Consider the following 17,192-nt stretch of genomic DNA (forward strand, 5'->3'; position numbering starts at 1 on the left):
TTTTGCGGATATGAAGAAACTTTTTGTTGATAAATTGAACTTGAATTCATAAAACTTTGACGAACTTTCAATTATTATGCAATCTTTGTGCTCTATACATTTTTTATTTCCCGACAAACTACTAACTTTATCATCATTATTATAATGACATGTGAATAGTCGGTTGTACCATTATTTAAATCTCGTTTATGGGTAAATACAAATTTATAGAAGAAAGAGTGGAAACAATGTCCTCGTCGGAGCTTAAGATATTCTTGAATATACTGAAGAACAGATCTAAGGAATTGATGTCAACTCTGGAGTCAGTAAGGGAAATAAAAGATTTGGAGGCTGTTTGTAAATCAACTCAGAAACTAAACAATCGTGTTTCCGAGTTTGACGGAGGATCTTTTCTTATATTAGTGGTTGGACCCGTGAAATCGGGAAAATCTACTTTAGTAAATCTCATAGCACATGCTCATGTCAGCCCCACTCATTTTTTAGAGTGTACGGTGCGTCCGTCTATAATTTCAAAAGGACAGGAGGAATCCATTACCCGTATTTTTTCTGTTGCTGATAAAGCCAGAAAGGTAGAACAGTTTGATTCGGTCATTGATAGCCTGCGCGGATTTGAAAAACTGGAAAGCATTTCCGAGATAAGCATTGAAAAGAAAGAATTGAATGATGCTAATCTGGAGGAGTGTGTTTCGTTAGCTTTGGAAGAAAGCGTGATAAATACAGATCATACGCTGGTGACATCCATAACAACTTCCGGTGGGGAGCTTTTGAAAGATAATATATTTCTGGTGGATATGCCCGGGCTGGATGGCGGGTATGCGAATTTGGATAATCCTATTTATGAAACGATCTCTCAAAGGGCAGATTTCGTGATATTTGTGCAAAGTTCAAATTCTGCTATATCGAAGGTTTCCAATCGTTTTCTGAAGTTGCTGCAGGAGAATAATCCGAAAGTTCCGGTTTGTCTTCTACATAATGTGTTTGAAGCGGCTTACTGGCATTCGGAAGAGGAGAAGCAGGCTGTAATTAAGGCACAGGTAGAATTTGCCGAGAATGAAATGGGCAGACGTAACTTCCAGTTGAAGGAGAATATATATAGTTTGAACTTGGGAAAAGTGGCGGATGCTGCCAGCTATGAGGGAATGGAGGATCTTCAGGAAGAAGCTGCGAAATTTCAGAGATTTGAGAAGGATTTGTATGGCAAGGTGATCTCCAATAGTACTGATATACGTCTGAGAAGCGTAATCGGAAGAACGCTGAATCAGTTGGAAAAACTGGATAATTTAGTTGGAGAATCAATTGGTCAACAGGAAGCAATCGATATAGAATATCAGGCTGCGGGAACTTCGTTTGACGAGTTACTCCGTCAGGCGAGTGAACTTAGTTACGATGGGAGCGATTTTAGAAAAATGGTGCAAGTCTATATGGATGATGATTTGAAAGAGTTTACTGAAATCGTTAGGGAGTATTATGATTCCGGATGCAATTCCGCATTTGCCGGTGGAGCGAAGGGGAAAGATGCGACACGCAGCCTTGTTACAAAGTTTATGACTGATTCGTCAGCGGCGATAAAAAGTAAATTCCTTGATTCCCATGAACATAGTCTGGCTCGGCAGTATTTGCGGAAACTTTCTAACTTGAAAGATGATGTAGCTTTTATAGAGAAGATGAATACTTTTCTGAAGCAAAAAGGTTGTGCACTTTTTGATTCAGTGCCGCAAGTGACGGATTTTCCGGTGGTCGATTTTGATTTGCAGGGAGCTTTTGATGTGAAGAATATTAATAATCCGACTGTTCCGCATATCGGAATACCCAATCCGTTCGGGACTTATTCGACAATGGAAATTCAGAGTTTTCTGAGAAAAGCGATGGAATGTATCACCGGAATCGATCATACGCATACCGGGAAAACGATCAAAGGATATCTTCAGCTGACTGTCGGGAAGAGTATATATAAGGCGGCTAATGACCTTTATGATCAGTATGTGCCTGTACGCAAACAAAGTATCATTGATTTTTTGGAACAACAAAAAACAATGTATCTGAATGCGCTGGTGTCTGATAAAGAAGAATTTGACAGGAAGGATGCGTTGCTTCGGTCAATAAATGCACAAGTTCAGAGTTTTAAGGATTCAATAAGATAAGAATAAGCCAATGAAACGAAATTTATTAATTATCACACTCCTGTTTTTGGGCTCTTTTGTGATTTTATTGTTGGGTAACATCATTATTATTGGTGAGAAAATAGCCTCCTTATCGCAGGTTGCGTGGGCAGAGTATGCTTTTTACACCTTGATTCTGGTTGTATTTTATGCCGTCGTTATACGTCCGGTCGTTCGGGTGCATCGTGCTCCGCAGATTCCGGCTTTGTCTATTGATGGGGAGTGGAATACTGCACAACTTGTTGCGTTTGGACATAAACTGGCGGATAACTGCAATTATATACCTAAAGATAAGTCCTGTTCCGAGTTGAGAAAACTGCATCAGCAGAGATTGCGTGAAGATTTGGAACGCTATGCAACGAGTAAGGAAGAACTGGTGCAAATCATAAGCGAAGAGTTGAAATTGCGCATTGAAGGGGGAGAACTGAAAGAAACTTCAGGTCCGCGTATAGAGGATATGTATTCGGTTCGTATCATCGGTATCAATCGTCGTATTATAGAATGGGCAAAATCTGTCTTTATGATTACGGCTATTTCGCAGAATGGAAAGCTGGACACTGTATCCGTGCTTTATATGAATTATAAAATGATAGAGGATGTGATTGTAGCTTCCGGTTTCCGGCCTACGAGGCAACAGTTGTTCCGGCAGTATGTCAATATTCTGGTTACTTCATTAATGACTTTCGTCGCATCGGAGGTCTTTAGAGATATGGGTTCGGTTGCCCCTTCGGTTCGTTGGCAGACCAGTCTTCGGATGCAGCTTCCGATATCGATATTTCCGATGCTTCTGTTGACGCTGCCGATGTTGATTTGGATGACATTGGTGATACCGTTTCGGGAGATACCGGCTTTTTGAGCATTCTGTCTAATGTGAAAATACCGGGTGTAGTCATCGGCTCGATATGCGATGGAATCGTGAATTCGTTGATGACTTTGCGTATCGGTTATGTGACGCGTAACTATCTGATTGATGGAATGAATTCATTAAATGGAATCAAAGCCAAAAGAAAAGCAAAGCGTGTAGCCGTGAAAGAGGCGTTGAAGTCTTTGCCCAAAGTTGTCGTGGTAGGTACTTCTTTCGTGGGAAAGGGGGCTATGAACATTATTCTGAATATTATTGGCGGGAAGAAAGTGAAGGAAACTAATGAAAATTGATTTTCCTCTTTCAACCTGTCACCACCTCCTGAAACTCTTTATTCATCAGTAATGTATGCTGGTGATAGGTCGCAGACCATCTGCCACTGATCTATCACCTATCACCGTCTGCACACACATATATTTATTCTCTTTTTGCTTTAATCCGTACCACCCGATACACATTACCTCGTTTGGTATGCACAGAAGGCACCCGATTCTTTTGTAATATTCTTCCGAACTGAATAATATTGCAATCGGATACGCGAATCTTGCTATCATGTTGCACCTGCTCCAGAATTTCGATGGCAAGGAATTGTTCGCATTCTTCTCCTTCTGTAGCTGCCCGGAAATACTCATGGAATAATTGTTCTGCAATTGGCATCACTTGGAACTCCTGGTTACTTTCATTCATCACCTTCTCATCTTCCGGATCAAACCAATACCGTTCCCCCTTGTATAGATCATGCATCGCCTGTGCATAGAGCTGTTCGTAATCAATTGGGGAACAATCGATTGGTCCGGTCACATCGACAACAATATAACGGCGGCTACCGGAAGTGTCCGTCAGCAGGTCTTTGTGATTGCTCGTCCCAATGAAGGAGGCGTAACGACGCATCTCTTGCGTAGCCGTACCGTGTGGACGGCGGACATTGACAATCGGTTTCTGAAGAATATGTTTCAAAAAAGCCTGTTGATTCACTCTGTTCTGGTCAAATTCGTCCATATTGATCAGTGCGAACCGATTGAGGGATATCTCGGCATCCCGTTTGTTACTGAAATCAATGCGGTCCGTGTAATATGCCTGTAATTCGGGAGGAAGTAAACTCCGGCAAAAAGTAGACTTTCGGTAAGCCTGCGGACCTACGAGCAATGGTACAGTGCAATTCGCATATTTCCGGTCTGTCTGCCGCCAATGTGCCACCATATTCAGAAACCAGCGATAGAACAAGTCCGCCCAATGTCGGTTGTTGCAGGGAACCCGGGCTGCTAGTTCGCGAATCCGGTCGTGCCCGTCCCAACGTACATCCAGTCCGAAGAGAAAATCTTCGATCGGATTGAAAATCGGAATCCGGTCGGAGTCCAGATAACGGACCACATCCCTGTCCCAAAGACTGAGTCCTTCCAGCCTTGCGTTCATGGCGATACTGTTTCGAACACGGCTACTCAGGGGACGGAAGTAGAAACAAAACGTATTCCGTTCCCGATATTCCGTTACTGTCGTCATTGTATTGTAACGGAATTCGTATCTGCGTTGCATAAATTCTTCCGTTCGCAGCTCCAGTTCCTGTTCTGCCGATAGGGGAGATTTTTTGCCGAAGCCTTTGGCAATGGTGTATACACTCTGTACTGTCTGGCGGATCAGAAACTCTTTTTTCTGCCTATATAAATGAGCGATTGCCCAACGGGCGGTTTCTTCTTCCGGTATGCCTGCCTGGAAGCAATTTTCGGCTAACTGAACCAATAAAGGCTTCAAGTCTTCATCGGATCGGGGATATATCCCCGGCTGAAGTTCGCTTAAAGATTGGCATGCCTTGTTTAAAGCCACTTCGAAGAGCGCAGACAATGTTTCAAGACTGTCATATCCCGGGATCAATCGCTTGAATGGCGATGTTTCCGCCTGTACGGCTTCTTGGTAGGTCGTTTCCGAGGGCATTTCCATTGGCTGGCGCATATACATAATGGTGGAGTCGGGATTGTAATAAAGTTCCGGGTCGTATGTTTGCCGGCAAAATTGCTCTAATGCCGGATTTTTCAATTCAATGGAATAGGAGAGTATCGGCTGGTATAAGCTGACAGCTTTTCTATAGGCATGCGCTTGAAAGATTTCCGCTTCTTCCCGGTTTTTGGGAAGTGATTTGTCCGGTCGTGTGAACCGTACCCATATTTTTACGGAATGTCCGCTGGAACCCATGAAAGCAAGATAAGTCTGCGAAAGCTCTTCCGCTTCCTGCTTCACCCGGTTCACTTCCATCAAGTTTGCCAGATGATTGACTTCTATTTGTATGATTCCGTTGTATGCGGTCATCTGTATGCCGTTGGCCGTTTTGCGAAAAGCTGCAGCCGGGATGACTTTTGCCAATTTCTTGGCGTCGTCCAGCTTGGCGTCCGGTGATGCGTAACGTATGCTTGTCCGTAGATTGCTGATCGGTTGGGCTTTCGTCTCATGCTTCATCGCTTCTATTTGTAGGTTTATGTCCAACGTTCGCATGGTTGGTGTCCCTCCGTTGTCCCGCATCAAAGTAAGTTTCATAATGAATGTGTCTGTAAAATGATCTAATTATTGAATTTGTTATTGTTAATGTCTTTCTTCCGGAAGGCATGTAAAGGTACGCTTTATTATTCGGCTTCACAAATGTTTGTGTTGTACTTTTCTTAAAGTTTTTTATATATCGGTTGGTTCGTTGTCTATTATAGGTTTACGTGTTGTCTATTAATAGAAAAGTTCCTTTCTTCCTATTGCAAAGTTCCTTTCCTCTAATAGTAAAGTTGTTTTTGTCCGCTTATAAACTACAAATGCAAGTTTTAATTATAGAAATGAAATCTTTGTTTTTATAAATGAAGCTTGCATTTATAAAAACAGAGATTGCGTTTATAGTTTTCAATAGGTGGAAAATAACTTATCTATTAGAGAAAAGTAAGTTTAGTTCTAATAGAGTAGAACTTATCTACTAATATCCTAGGTGATAAGTATTAATGTTTTGGATGACACAAGTGGTGATAGGTGATAGATGTGGTGATAGGTTCGGATAACTTGTCATCTTGTCTGCAAGTGCGATGAATAAATGGATGTGGAGCGGTGGGTGATAGGTGATAGAAAAAAACTTAATGTTTTTTATAATTTTATCTGAAATGATGGAGAAATGTTAATAGGAATGTTTGTCACGATATGACTTAACAGGATTATGGTATGATAGAAAGGAGTGAAGATAGCGAAGGAACAATTATGAAACCTACCGGAGTCTATAGCTATGGAAGTTAAATTTTCCATAGATTGATGAAAAAAGAAAGCCTTATTTATCATAACATTACTGTACTAGGTAAAGATTCATTCTTGTATGGTTTGAAATACATATATTCAATGGCAATTATTTGAAGGGCAGGTCAATGAATCAAGACTTCATTCTATAAACTAATTTTGTTGATGGGGTATTTCGATTAGTGTTGGTGAAGATGAAAATCGGAGATAGACAGCCGCTATAAAAAGTTCTTTAATTACGATAGGAAAAAAAACTCATAATAAGCATGTTTTTTGAAGTAATAATCCCCTTTTTTGACCGTTTAGGTACAATTGATACTTTTTGCGATTTTTTTTATTATATTAATTTGCTACATTTGGATGCTTGTTGAAATGTAACAGACTGAAATATAGAGAAATATACGAATAATAAATAAGGAAGAGTCTATGCGAGTTATCAAGGTTGGGCGGAATCCCGTTAATGATGTTGTGGTAAGTGACCCGGGCGTATCATCACAGCACGCTGTCATCACCGTGTCGAGTTCTGGTATAGTATGTATTAAAGATCTTAATTCTAAAAATGGAACTTTTGTTAACAGCATGCGTATACAAAATCAGGTGCAATTGTCAAATGGTGACAAAGTGAAGTTGGGTAATACAAGCATTGATTGGAATAGAATAATACAGCAACCTGAGAAGACAGTGGTATCTGCTGGTAAGGGACAGGTGATTATTCCGCCTGATGTAAAAGGTCGACGGAGTATCGGACGTTCTTCGGAGGCTCAAGTTCGGTTGAATTTTGATGATGTGTCGAGTGAACATGCTATATTATGCCAACGATCTAATGGGGACGTGTTAATCATTGACAACAATTCGACGAACGGTACTTATGTGAATGGAAACAGAATTTCGTCTCATGTCTTGGTGAAAGGAGATGTAGTGCTAATTTCTAAAAAGTATCCGTTGCAGTGGGAGAATATATTTGCTTTGACTCCTCCCAAAGGAGGGTACTTGTGGCAGTGGGGCAGTGCCTTTTTGATTTTGTTGGCAGTGAGTGTAGGTATCTGGTATTATTGGACACACCGGTCGTTGCCTCCGGAAGAAATCTACGAAAAATACCAGAAATCGGTTGTGTTGATTTATCAAAAAACTGCTTATGTAGCGAGTGTTGGTGATAAGTTGTTGGGCGAATATATGGGAGATGATTCGTGGAATTATTTCTATTTGGACGATAAAGATGATGTGTGTCAAGGAGTAGGCGGATCGTCAGGGACAGGATTTTTTCATTTCTACAGATGGTAAGATAATGACCAATAAACATGTTGTGTCGTTGCTGGACGGAGAAAAAGAAAAAGCGGAAAAAGTAAAGGAAACTATTCAAATGGCTATTGTGAAAAGGTATCCCAATAATGCAGGAGCATTAGCGTTGGCGCGTGCTGTTACAGTAAAATATAATATCTTTTATACAGGAGTTGCTTTGAATGATACTCATGTGAGTTCGGTAAACGACTTTATCCCATGCTCAATTTGTAAAGTGAGTAATGATGATAAGATAGACATTGCAATTATACAGGTAAATACAAAGAAGACTCCAGATGGAGTAGTTAATATAGTTGATCTGAATGATATCGTTACGGATAAGGAGTTACAGTTAGGCAAGAAAGTATATACTATAGGTTTCCCTCAATCTTTTATTTTGGGAGATACAGAGATCGGTTTGGAAGCGAATAATCAGAGCGGAGAGATTACTCAGCAAAGAGGCGAATATCAGTATGGGCATAATATTACGATACATCAGGGGGCAAGCGGTTCGCCAGTATTTAACGAAAGAGGAAAGTTTGCGGGCGTTATCGTTTCGGGATATTTAGGATTGTCGCAAGGCTACAATCAGGCTGTACAACCCAAACGAGCGGTGGAATTAATTAAATAATCATACTAAATATTATAATAACTATGGCAACAAAAAAATGTATAAACGGACATCAATATGATTCGAGTATTTATGGGGATAATTGTCCTTTTTGTCCTTCTTCCCATTCAACTAGAGTACTCGACGATGATACAACGACAGGTAAAACTCAAGTGCTAGGTGGAAATATGAACGCAGAAACGGATACAATAGACCTTGGGAAAAGTGGTCAAAATAATCCGGGAGGTGCTACTGTTATTCGTCACGTTAATCCTACGGGTGGAACAGGAATGGCTTCTGACAATCGTCGTTTGGTAGGCTTACTGGTTTCTTACGACCAGAATCCAATGGGCGAAGTATACAAAATCTATGAGGGGAGAAATGTGATAGGACGTGCTGCTACTTCAGATATTCCTATTCCAGGAGATAGCAATATGTCATCCCAGCATTTATTGATACTTTACAGAGAGGCTGAAGGTATTTTCTGGGCTGCTGATCAGAATTCATCAAATGGTACATATATTAATGGAACATTTGTAGGTGACCGTGTACAGTTGTATACGAATGATGTTATTGTTTTGGGAGCTACCAAAATGATTTTCTTGGCTATTCCTCAATAAAAAGCAAATTAGGCAATGAAAGAAGAAAATATATATAACTATTGTCACATTGCAGGGCGTACCGACATTGGCTGCAAACGTCAGGCAAATGAAGACAGTATGGGCAACTTCGAAACGATCAATGGCCTTGCTGCTGTTGTATGTGACGGTATGGGAGGGCACGTCGGAGGAGCTACGGCATCCCGCTTAGCTGTAGAAGCGATTCATGGTTTTCTTGACGGACAGTATTATGAAGATCCTCGTGAAGCCATTGGAGAAGCTATTGATGCTGCCAATAAGGCTATACTTCATCAGGCAATGATACAACCTGAGTTGCAGGGAATGGGGTCTACATGTGTATTGTTGTTGGTCCGTGACTCTAAAGTTTATATAGGTCATGTGGGAGATAGTCGTGTTTACCTAATACGTAACAGATGTATAAAACAACTAACCAAGGATCACTCTTATGTACAGATGTTGGTGGATATGGGACAACTGACTAATGAGCAGGCAGAACATCACCCACGGAAAAACGAAATAACAAATGCTTTAGGCATTGCCAATATGAAACCGGCTACAGTACTGCCTGATGCGATTTTACCCGAAGCTGGAGATTGTTTTTTGCTTTGTTCGGATGGATTGAGCGGAATGATATCAGATAGGGAGATAGAACGCATCGTCAGCAGACAATCTGAAATGGGGTCACAGGAACGTGTGGACTATTTAGTACAACGAGCAAGGGACAATGGGGGATTGGACAATATAACGGTAGAGATTGTAGAGTTTTCTATTACTCCTGGTTCGCCTTCTAAACCTCAAAGAAGAAAAATAGGAATGATCATATTAACTGTCATTTTGCTGATATGTATTGGCGCCAGTGGAGGTTATTATTTTTGGAATAAGCATTTTAAGTCGGAATCTATTACTATATATAAATCCTTTATGCGAAGGGATACAATTATTATGTTGCCTGAAATTAAGTTCCAGAAAGGTGAAGATATTTTAGAAATAAATTATAAGCAAGGACATACGGAGATCCTTATGGGCAAAGAAAAAGAAAAGGTGATAGAAATAAACCGTGCTCTGTCAAGTGATTCATTAAAGTATGATGAGGATATTGATGTGGCATATGGTAACCGTCTTTTAGTGTTTCGACAAGAGTTTAAAAAACGAACAATTGCGTTTTTCTTTGGCAGACTCTGTGAAGATATTCAAATTTGTTGTTCCTGTGGTAAAAGATATGACATTGACACAGCCGAAGCAAACTCATCAAGAATCTACTCCCTCTGTTGTAAATGATGCAAGTAATACCGCAAATGGTAGTATTGTTGCTATTGTGGCAGCTACTGGAAAAGTGGATTCTCTTACATATAGAGTTGATGCTCAGTTTGTTCCTAAAAGAAAAGCCTTTTCTTTTATTGAAGGTGAGAATGCGTGTTTTTTAGTTGAAGGACAATCACAGCCTTCAAAACTCAATCGTCATTTTCAGATAACTGACATAGAATATGATGCAACTTATTTCAAGAAAACAAAAAAGGAAACAGGATTTGATATCTCTTTTACAGAGAAAGAACCACCTAAAAAAATAGATATTGTAATAAAAGGAAAAGAGAAAGAAGGAGAGAACTCTACTGATGTATTACTTAATATAATTATTAGTCTTAATATTAATAAGGAAGGAAAATAGTTATGCCTGAATATGAATTGATAAAAGTAATAGGTCAAGGAGGCATGGGCAGCGTCTATGAAGGGAGAAGTGGCGATGGGAAACGTGTAGCAATAAAGATGATGAATAGTAAAGCTACTATGAACCCGGAGTTTAAAGAACTTTTCTATATTGAAGCTGCTGCATTGAAAAAGATGCGGCATCCTTCAGTGGTAGGCATTGTTGACAATCCTTTTTCGGATGAGCATGGAAATATGTACTTGCCTATGGAATATGTAGACGGAGAGACCATCGAACACCATGTGGAAATGGCAGGACCTTATACGGAATTTACTGCAAAGGACTTGATGGGGAAAATTCTGGATGCAATGGCTTATATACATAGGATGGGATGCATTCATCGTGATATTAAGCCTTCTAATATAATGGTACGTCCCGATGGTAGTATCTGCATTATAGATTTCGGGATTGCTAAAGATATGAAAACCAGCACAGGCAAAACAATCGGACGTATTATCGGGACCGACGGATACATGAGTCCGGAACAGGCTAAAGGAGATAGCATAGATTATCGCACAGACATTTATTCCTTAGGTTGTTTGTTACATTATATGCTCACTGGTTCTCATGCCATCAAAAAGCGGTCAAATGATTATGATACTATTTGCTCTATTTTGAATGATGAATTTCCACGTGCAAAGACTTTTAATCCGCATTTATCTGATCAAACTCAAGAAGCGATATTGAAGGCTGTAGATAAAAATATGCTTCGTCGTTTTCAAACGGTGATGGAATTTAAATCAGGACTATTTAGAGAAACGGTGGTAGACCCGAATAGAGTAAAAGTTTCTGTTGGGCGGAGAGAGTGTGACATAACCATTCCTAGTGATTATATCAGCGGTCACCATCTGGAAATAGAATATAGGGAGGAAAGATGTACAGGTTCGATACATCGCTATCTCCTATTTACAGATAGTAGTACAAATGGCACCAGTGTAGATGGCAAATACTTACGTCATGGGAGCATTAAAATACCATTTTCTTTTGAGAATCCGTCCCCATTGCCGAATGTCTGGCTGGCAGGGAGAAGCGAATATCTTTTAGATTGGGACGAAGTCATACAGAAACTTCGGGATAAAGGAGGAAGAACTGTCATAATGGAAGAAGTGGTAGGAGATATCCTGCCTCCTACTCCTCCAACTCCATCTGTCAAGGAAGATAAACTTGGGATAGGATATGGAATTTTGTCTGTGGTATGTCCAATTGTAGGATGGGTACTTTGGGCACAGTGGAAGAAAGAGACGCCTCGACGAGCAAGAGCGGCTGCTATATGTGGTTGGATAGGGTTTGTAGTCGGATTTATAATTAATATCTTAAGTAGTATATGAAAACAATAACAATAGGAAGAAGTAGTCACTGTGATATTGTAATTGCAGATGAGAGAGTGAGCCGCGTCCATGCTGAAATTACTTTGGTTGATAATAAGTATGTATATAAAGATGTCAGTAAAAACGGGAGTAATATTGGTGGGCGTATTATTCTTAATGAAAAAGTCGTGATTGCTCCTGGTGCTACTGTGTTACTGTCCAACCATATACCTCTGCCATGGGCGCAAATTTATGCCTTGTTACCTATTAGAGGCGCTCATCCTTATGAACAAGAAACTAAAGTCGGCTCAAATACCTTAATAGTCGAACATATTCCTGTATCTTCTTCACAGGAATATAGATCGTATAAAAAAGATGAATTGGAAATTGGCTGGGGAATATTAGCTTTTTTTATTCCGTTAGCAGGCTGGATTATGTATTTCTGTTGGAAAGGGGAAACTCCTCACCGAGCATCTCAAGCTGCGACTTGGGCTTGGGTAGGTTTTGGATTGGGAGTTTTTATTAACATTCTTTCGTTAACTTAAAAAAAGAATAAAATGATTGGTAAGGAGGTTCTTAATTATACCATTGTCTCTTTGATAGGAAAAGGAGGGATGGGTAGTGTGTATTTAGCAGAACACAAATACATTAAACAACAAAAGGTAGCCATCAAGGTGATCAATAGTGACATGGTTAATGATTTTACCCGTCAACGTCTGAAAGAAGAAGCGGAACATTTGGCAAGTCTTAATCATCAGAACATTGTTCGTTTCCATGATTACCATATTGACGAATTGGGTAGTATCTACCTGATTATGGAATATGCTGATGGCATTAGTCTGGACAAATATATACAGACCGTTTCTGGTTTGATCGTGGAAGATAAGATTTGTCCGTTATTCGAGCCTATATTAGATGCAGTGGAATATGCTCATGAACATAATATTATCCATCGGGATATAAAGCCTGCGAATATTATTATAACCAAAGAAGGCATTCCCAAAATTTTGGATTTTGGTATTGCTACTATTATCAATCGGGAATCTGTGGAGAAGGATGATATGGTGATGGGAACACCTTCCTATATGAGTCCGGAGCAGGTGAGAGGTGATCATTTAGATTCTAGATCGGATATATATTCGCTTGGCGTAATGTTGCATCAAATGCTGACGGGGAATGCTCCTTATGATACCACCACACTTACTGAATATGATATTAATAAGAAAGTAGTTGAAGAGCCATTACCACGGATGCGGACCTATTATAAATATGTATCGGATAAAGTACAGAAGATTGTAGATAAAGCTACTGCTAAGGAACCGGGAGAACGCTATCAGACATGTGACGATTTTAAAAAGGCATTGCATCGGGTCATTTATCCTCCTAAGATTCCCAAATGGGTATGGACGAGTGTGGCTGCTATTGTCTTGCTGATGATAGGAGGTGGAGTTTATTTTTGGGATTATAATCGTACGAAAGTGTATTATTATAAAGATTATGTCGAACAATGGGGAGTTCCTCAGGGAATCGGAGAATTGAGTAGCAGGGAGATGAGTCATGTGAACAGGCTGTATCGTTTTGAATATAAAAAACATAAACTACAGCGTATGTCTCATGTGAACAGCAAGGAGAATATTATCGAGGATGGTGAATCGGAGCGTAATGAAAGACCGCTTGATATGTTATTGTATTATACGGATAAGGGGAATATAAGCCGTGCGAAAGTGTTGGATAGAAGTGGGAAAGTATTGTATGTGAAGTCATATAATGATAAATTGAATACTGTAATATTTCAATATGATGATGAATATGGAACGGAAAAGACTTTGGGAGCTCAAACTATAGGATATGTGCGTGCATTGGAGGATAATGGAGTTGAAAAAGGAAAAATATCCAGATGGTTGCTTGAGTATGATGAAAATGGATATGTGTCAACAATTCGCTATGCAGGTTTCCAAAATGTATTAGTTGGTGATGCGCATAATATTTATGGGCGTAAATATGTGCGTGATGAGAAAGGTCGTGTTTTGAGCGAACACTATTTGTCATTTGATGGTACTCCGAAAGCTACAAAATGGGGATTAGGGATGAAGAAATTTTATTATGATGAGAACGATAATTGGGTAAAAGCAGAGTATTTGACTGTAGATGGTAAACCTGCTTATGATGACGCTGATGGTATTGGTGTGTATGTGATGGAGTATGATAAATACGGAAATGTGGTATATGCCCTTCATCAAGATGCTGACGGGAAATTGATGTTGCCTAAAAAGAATGGAGTTGCTGGGATTAAATATATATACGATCAGCATGGATTCCCTATCGAAGCTTCTTATCTGGATATAGATAGAAAGGCATGTTTTATACCTAATGACGGATTTTCAAAGGTCGTTCGTAAATTTGATGATAATGGCTATATTATAAATCAAACTTTTTATGATGTTGATGGAAATCAATGTTTGTCTAATGACGGAAACTCATCTGCTAAATATATCAATGATAATAGAGGAAATGTTCAGGAAATGTGGTTTTATGGACTTGATGGAAAACTAAATGAAATAAACGAAGGTTATGCCGGAGTAAAGCTCAACTATGATTCAATTGGTAATATAATAGAGTATGTCACATATGGTATAGACCAAAAGCCTTGTTTGAAATCGGATGGAACGGCTGGGTATAAGGCTGAGTATAATGACATGAATCTGATCACTAAGTTAGTAAACATAGGAGTTGATTTATCGCCATGTAAAGATAATAATGGAATTGTTATTGCAGCAAGAGATTATGATAAAAGAGGAAATCAAATCAAAGTTTCTTTTTATGATGCTGGAGGAAAGACTTTAGTTTTGAGTAATGAAAATATTGCAGGGTGGAATTCTGTATATGATGATAATGGGAATGAAACAGAACGTAGTTTCTTTGATGATAAAAACAATCTTACCGTATGTGCTGGAAGTTGTGCAAAATGGATATCAAAGTTTGACGAACAAGGTAATGAGACCAACTTGCGTTATTATAATTTAAGTGGAAAGTTGATGATGGTAAATGGTTCTGCTGGAGCTAATTATAAACGAGATAAACGAGGTAATATACTGGAGAAAATAGAAATTGGTACTGATGAACAGTTGGCTTCGGGAAAACTAATAGCAAGATATAAATATGATAAATTTGATAATCAAATAGAGTTCTCCGTTTATGACAGAAACAATAAACCAGCGTTAAATTCTTTAGATTATCATAAATATGTCTGTATCTATAATAGTAGAAATCAGCGGATTGAAATTGAGTACTATGGAAAAGATGGGGAGCTGACTTCCTATAATAATGATAAATATGCGATCCAAAAGGATGAATATGATGAACGAGGTTATATTGTTCGTACTTCTTATTATGGAAAAGATAAACAATTAGTGGTTTCAAACGAAGGCTGGGCAAGTTCTACTCGTGAGTATGATGTTTTAGGTAATGTCTTAAAGCAGTCTTTCTTCGGTATAGATGGGAAGCCTACTGATCCGAAAGTGATGGTACCAGAAGGTCTGTGTAGATATGACAGATGGGGAAATAGGATATATTTGGCCGCTGGAGATGGGAAGGGACATTTAATTATTAATCCGAAAACAGGTTGGAGTATCCAGAAAAGCGAATATAATTCTCGTGGAAAATTATTATTGGAAGCTTATTTTGATGAGAATGAGAAGCCTTTGATAAGCCGTATGGATGGATACCACAAAGCTGTTATCAGTTATACTTCTTCAGGTAATGAGAAGGAAAAATGTTATTATGATATAATGAATAAACCTATGCTTTGTCCTGATGGTTACTTCAAAGAAGTGTATGAGTATAATGATAATCAACAGGCTATTAGCCTATCCTATTTGGGAGTAAATGGCAAGTCTATTGATTGTAAGGATGGCTATAGCAAAATCGAATTGACTTATAATAAAGATGGTGAGATGGAATCTCGGAAATACACGAATGCATCTGGACGGATTCTGCTGACACAAAAATGGAACGGAAAAGAGTGGGTAAATTCATCACCCGAACCAATTTCCCGAAATTGGCAGCAAGATGTACGTAAATTTAATGCAGAACTTCCTATTGATTTTGGAGAGAATACTAAACATTTAGTTGCATCGTCATTTTTAGTTACTGGTAGCAATTCGTGCGAGCTCAGTTTTAAAACTCCGAAATCAAAATATGAAATGACGGAAGCGGAAGTAAATGAGTATTTTGCTAGTATAAAATTGGTCGTTACTAAGATAAAATCAGAAAGTTTGCCCTCTAGTGTGGTCATAACGGGAATACTGTTTGATAGTAAGGGAAGGCAATTGCGTTCTATAAGGAAGTAATTTGTTTTTATAATAACTTGTGTAATTTTTAATATGTATGAAAAAGATAATATTGTTGTTCGTTGCTTTATTAAGCTTAAGCATGGATTCTTTAGCACAGGAGTTTACTGAAATTCAAAAGAAGTTGCGCTCAGACATTATGCTATTTTTGAAGGAAGAAGGGTATATGCCGGAATTGAATACTAACGGTAATATTCAATTCAAAAAAGAAGGTGACAAGTATTTCATATCGATTGATAAAAGGGATACTTCTCCCATGTATTTAACTGTGGGGTTATCTTATATTTATAATGACACATATTCTGTCGATAAAGTGTCCAAAGCATTGAAAGAACTAAATGCATATAAAGCTGTAAAGGTGGTTTGTTTTGAAGATAGCTATGCCTACCATGCTGAAATGTATTTGGTTAATGCAGAACATTTCAAATACACTTTTTATAAATTAATGGATCAGCTCAGTACGCTTAAAAAGGAATTGGCGGATTATTGTTCTTCTTCATCAGGAGTAGTGCGAAGTTCGTCCGGCACGTCGGAATCGCTTTTACCTATATATGGGATTGATTTTAATACAACTGAATCGGCTGTGAAAGCAATGAATTATACAGAAAAGAAAAAAGAGGACGATGGCAGTTGTCGGTATGTAATTAATTCATGTTGGGTATATACTAAAGATGGGAAGGTTCGAAAAATAATAATAGGTAGCTATCATCAACTGCCACCTAATTTTCAGCAGTTAGGATTTGATAGAAGTAGATCATACAATCAGTGGGTTGAATTTCTTAAAAGTATAGGATTTCAAATTGTGCAACAATACGATGCTCCTACAATAGAAAAGGGAAAAGGAACCTATAAGAATTATTTTAAAGCGGATTTTCGAGCAAAGAATCCGGATAGTGATTATACTGTTTATTTTAATTTTAGCGGATTTGATGTTCCTAATGCGGACACACCAATGACTAGGCCTTTTATGTCAATTGAACCGATATGATAATAACTTTGATGATCATGATTGTCTTTTTATGTTAGTTAGTGCTGGTAAGTAGTTTGCTT

The 17,192-nt window shown here is 38.8% G+C and carries 13 protein-coding genes; 12 read left to right on the forward strand and 1 reads right to left on the reverse strand.

The window, feature by feature from the left end; translation table 11 throughout:
- Positions 1-188 precede the first annotated feature (188 nt).
- The 3 genes from HMPREF9007_RS10710 to HMPREF9007_RS27770 are packed head-to-tail and all read left to right on the forward strand — an operon-like array spanning position 189 to position 3,314.
- Positions 189-2,141, forward strand: coding sequence for a dynamin family protein (locus HMPREF9007_RS10710; protein ID WP_008761995.1), 1,953 nt, complete (start codon positions 189-191; stop codon positions 2,139-2,141).
- Between the two features lie 10 nt (positions 2,142-2,151).
- A complete protein-coding gene (locus HMPREF9007_RS10705; RefSeq protein ID WP_277754677.1) occupies positions 2,152-3,015 on the forward strand; it encodes a hypothetical protein in 864 nt (287 codons plus the stop codon).
- A gap of 14 nt (positions 3,016-3,029) precedes the next feature.
- A complete protein-coding gene (locus tag HMPREF9007_RS27770) occupies positions 3,030-3,314 on the forward strand; it encodes a hypothetical protein (RefSeq protein WP_277754678.1) in 285 nt (94 codons plus the stop codon).
- 124 nt (positions 3,315-3,438) lie between these two features.
- On the opposite strand, the gene HMPREF9007_RS10700 is transcribed toward HMPREF9007_RS27770, so the two are convergent.
- Positions 3,439-5,547, reverse strand: coding sequence for a BT4734/BF3469 family protein (locus HMPREF9007_RS10700; RefSeq protein ID WP_008761996.1), 2,109 nt, complete (start codon positions 5,545-5,547; stop codon positions 3,439-3,441).
- 1,152 nt (positions 5,548-6,699) lie between these two features.
- Between HMPREF9007_RS10700 and HMPREF9007_RS27190 the strand changes: the two genes are divergently transcribed.
- The 9 genes from HMPREF9007_RS27190 to HMPREF9007_RS10675 are packed head-to-tail and all read left to right on the forward strand — an operon-like array spanning position 6,700 to position 17,130.
- Positions 6,700-7,554 carry an FHA domain-containing protein gene (locus HMPREF9007_RS27190; protein ID WP_165000525.1) on the forward strand — a complete coding sequence of 285 codons (855 nt, stop codon included), beginning with the start codon at positions 6,700-6,702 and terminating at the stop codon, positions 7,552-7,554.
- A 4-nt stretch (positions 7,555-7,558) separates the two neighbouring features.
- On the forward strand, positions 7,559-8,182 hold the full coding sequence (locus tag HMPREF9007_RS27195; RefSeq protein ID WP_165000526.1) for a serine protease: 624 nt from the start codon (positions 7,559-7,561) through the stop codon (positions 8,180-8,182).
- Between the two features lie 23 nt (positions 8,183-8,205).
- Positions 8,206-8,781: an FHA domain-containing protein gene (locus tag HMPREF9007_RS10695; RefSeq protein ID WP_008761997.1), complete on the forward strand. Its 576-nt coding sequence runs from the start codon at positions 8,206-8,208 to the stop codon at positions 8,779-8,781.
- A 15-nt stretch (positions 8,782-8,796) separates the two neighbouring features.
- The gene (locus HMPREF9007_RS26310) at positions 8,797-10,059 is read left to right on the forward strand and encodes a Stp1/IreP family PP2C-type Ser/Thr phosphatase (protein WP_165000527.1); all 1,263 of its coding nucleotides are present in this window, start codon (positions 8,797-8,799) and stop codon (positions 10,057-10,059) included.
- Positions 10,001-10,447 carry a hypothetical protein gene (locus HMPREF9007_RS27200; RefSeq protein WP_032850448.1) on the forward strand — a complete coding sequence of 149 codons (447 nt, stop codon included), beginning with the start codon at positions 10,001-10,003 and terminating at the stop codon, positions 10,445-10,447. The genes HMPREF9007_RS26310 and HMPREF9007_RS27200 overlap by 59 nt, the downstream gene beginning before the upstream one ends.
- 2 nt (positions 10,448-10,449) lie before the next feature.
- Positions 10,450-11,814 (forward strand): FHA domain-containing serine/threonine-protein kinase, encoded by a 1,365-nt coding sequence (locus tag HMPREF9007_RS10690; RefSeq protein WP_008761998.1) that lies wholly within the window; start codon positions 10,450-10,452, stop codon positions 11,812-11,814.
- Positions 11,811-12,338, forward strand: a complete 528-nt coding sequence (locus HMPREF9007_RS10685) for an FHA domain-containing protein (RefSeq protein ID WP_008761999.1) — start codon at positions 11,811-11,813, stop codon at positions 12,336-12,338. The genes HMPREF9007_RS10690 and HMPREF9007_RS10685 overlap by 4 nt, the downstream gene beginning before the upstream one ends.
- A gap of 12 nt (positions 12,339-12,350) precedes the next feature.
- On the forward strand, positions 12,351-16,142 hold the full coding sequence (locus HMPREF9007_RS10680; protein ID WP_008762000.1) for a serine/threonine-protein kinase: 3,792 nt from the start codon (positions 12,351-12,353) through the stop codon (positions 16,140-16,142).
- Positions 16,143-16,179: 37 nt separating this feature from the next.
- Entirely contained in the window at positions 16,180-17,130 is a 951-nt protein-coding gene (locus HMPREF9007_RS10675) for a hypothetical protein (protein ID WP_008762001.1), read from the forward strand.
- The last annotated feature ends 62 nt before the right edge of the window (positions 17,131-17,192 follow it).

Origin of the sequence: Bacteroides sp. 1_1_14, from assembly GCF_000162515.1 — a bacterium.
GTDB classification, from domain to species: domain Bacteria; phylum Bacteroidota; class Bacteroidia; order Bacteroidales; family Bacteroidaceae; genus Bacteroides; species Bacteroides thetaiotaomicron.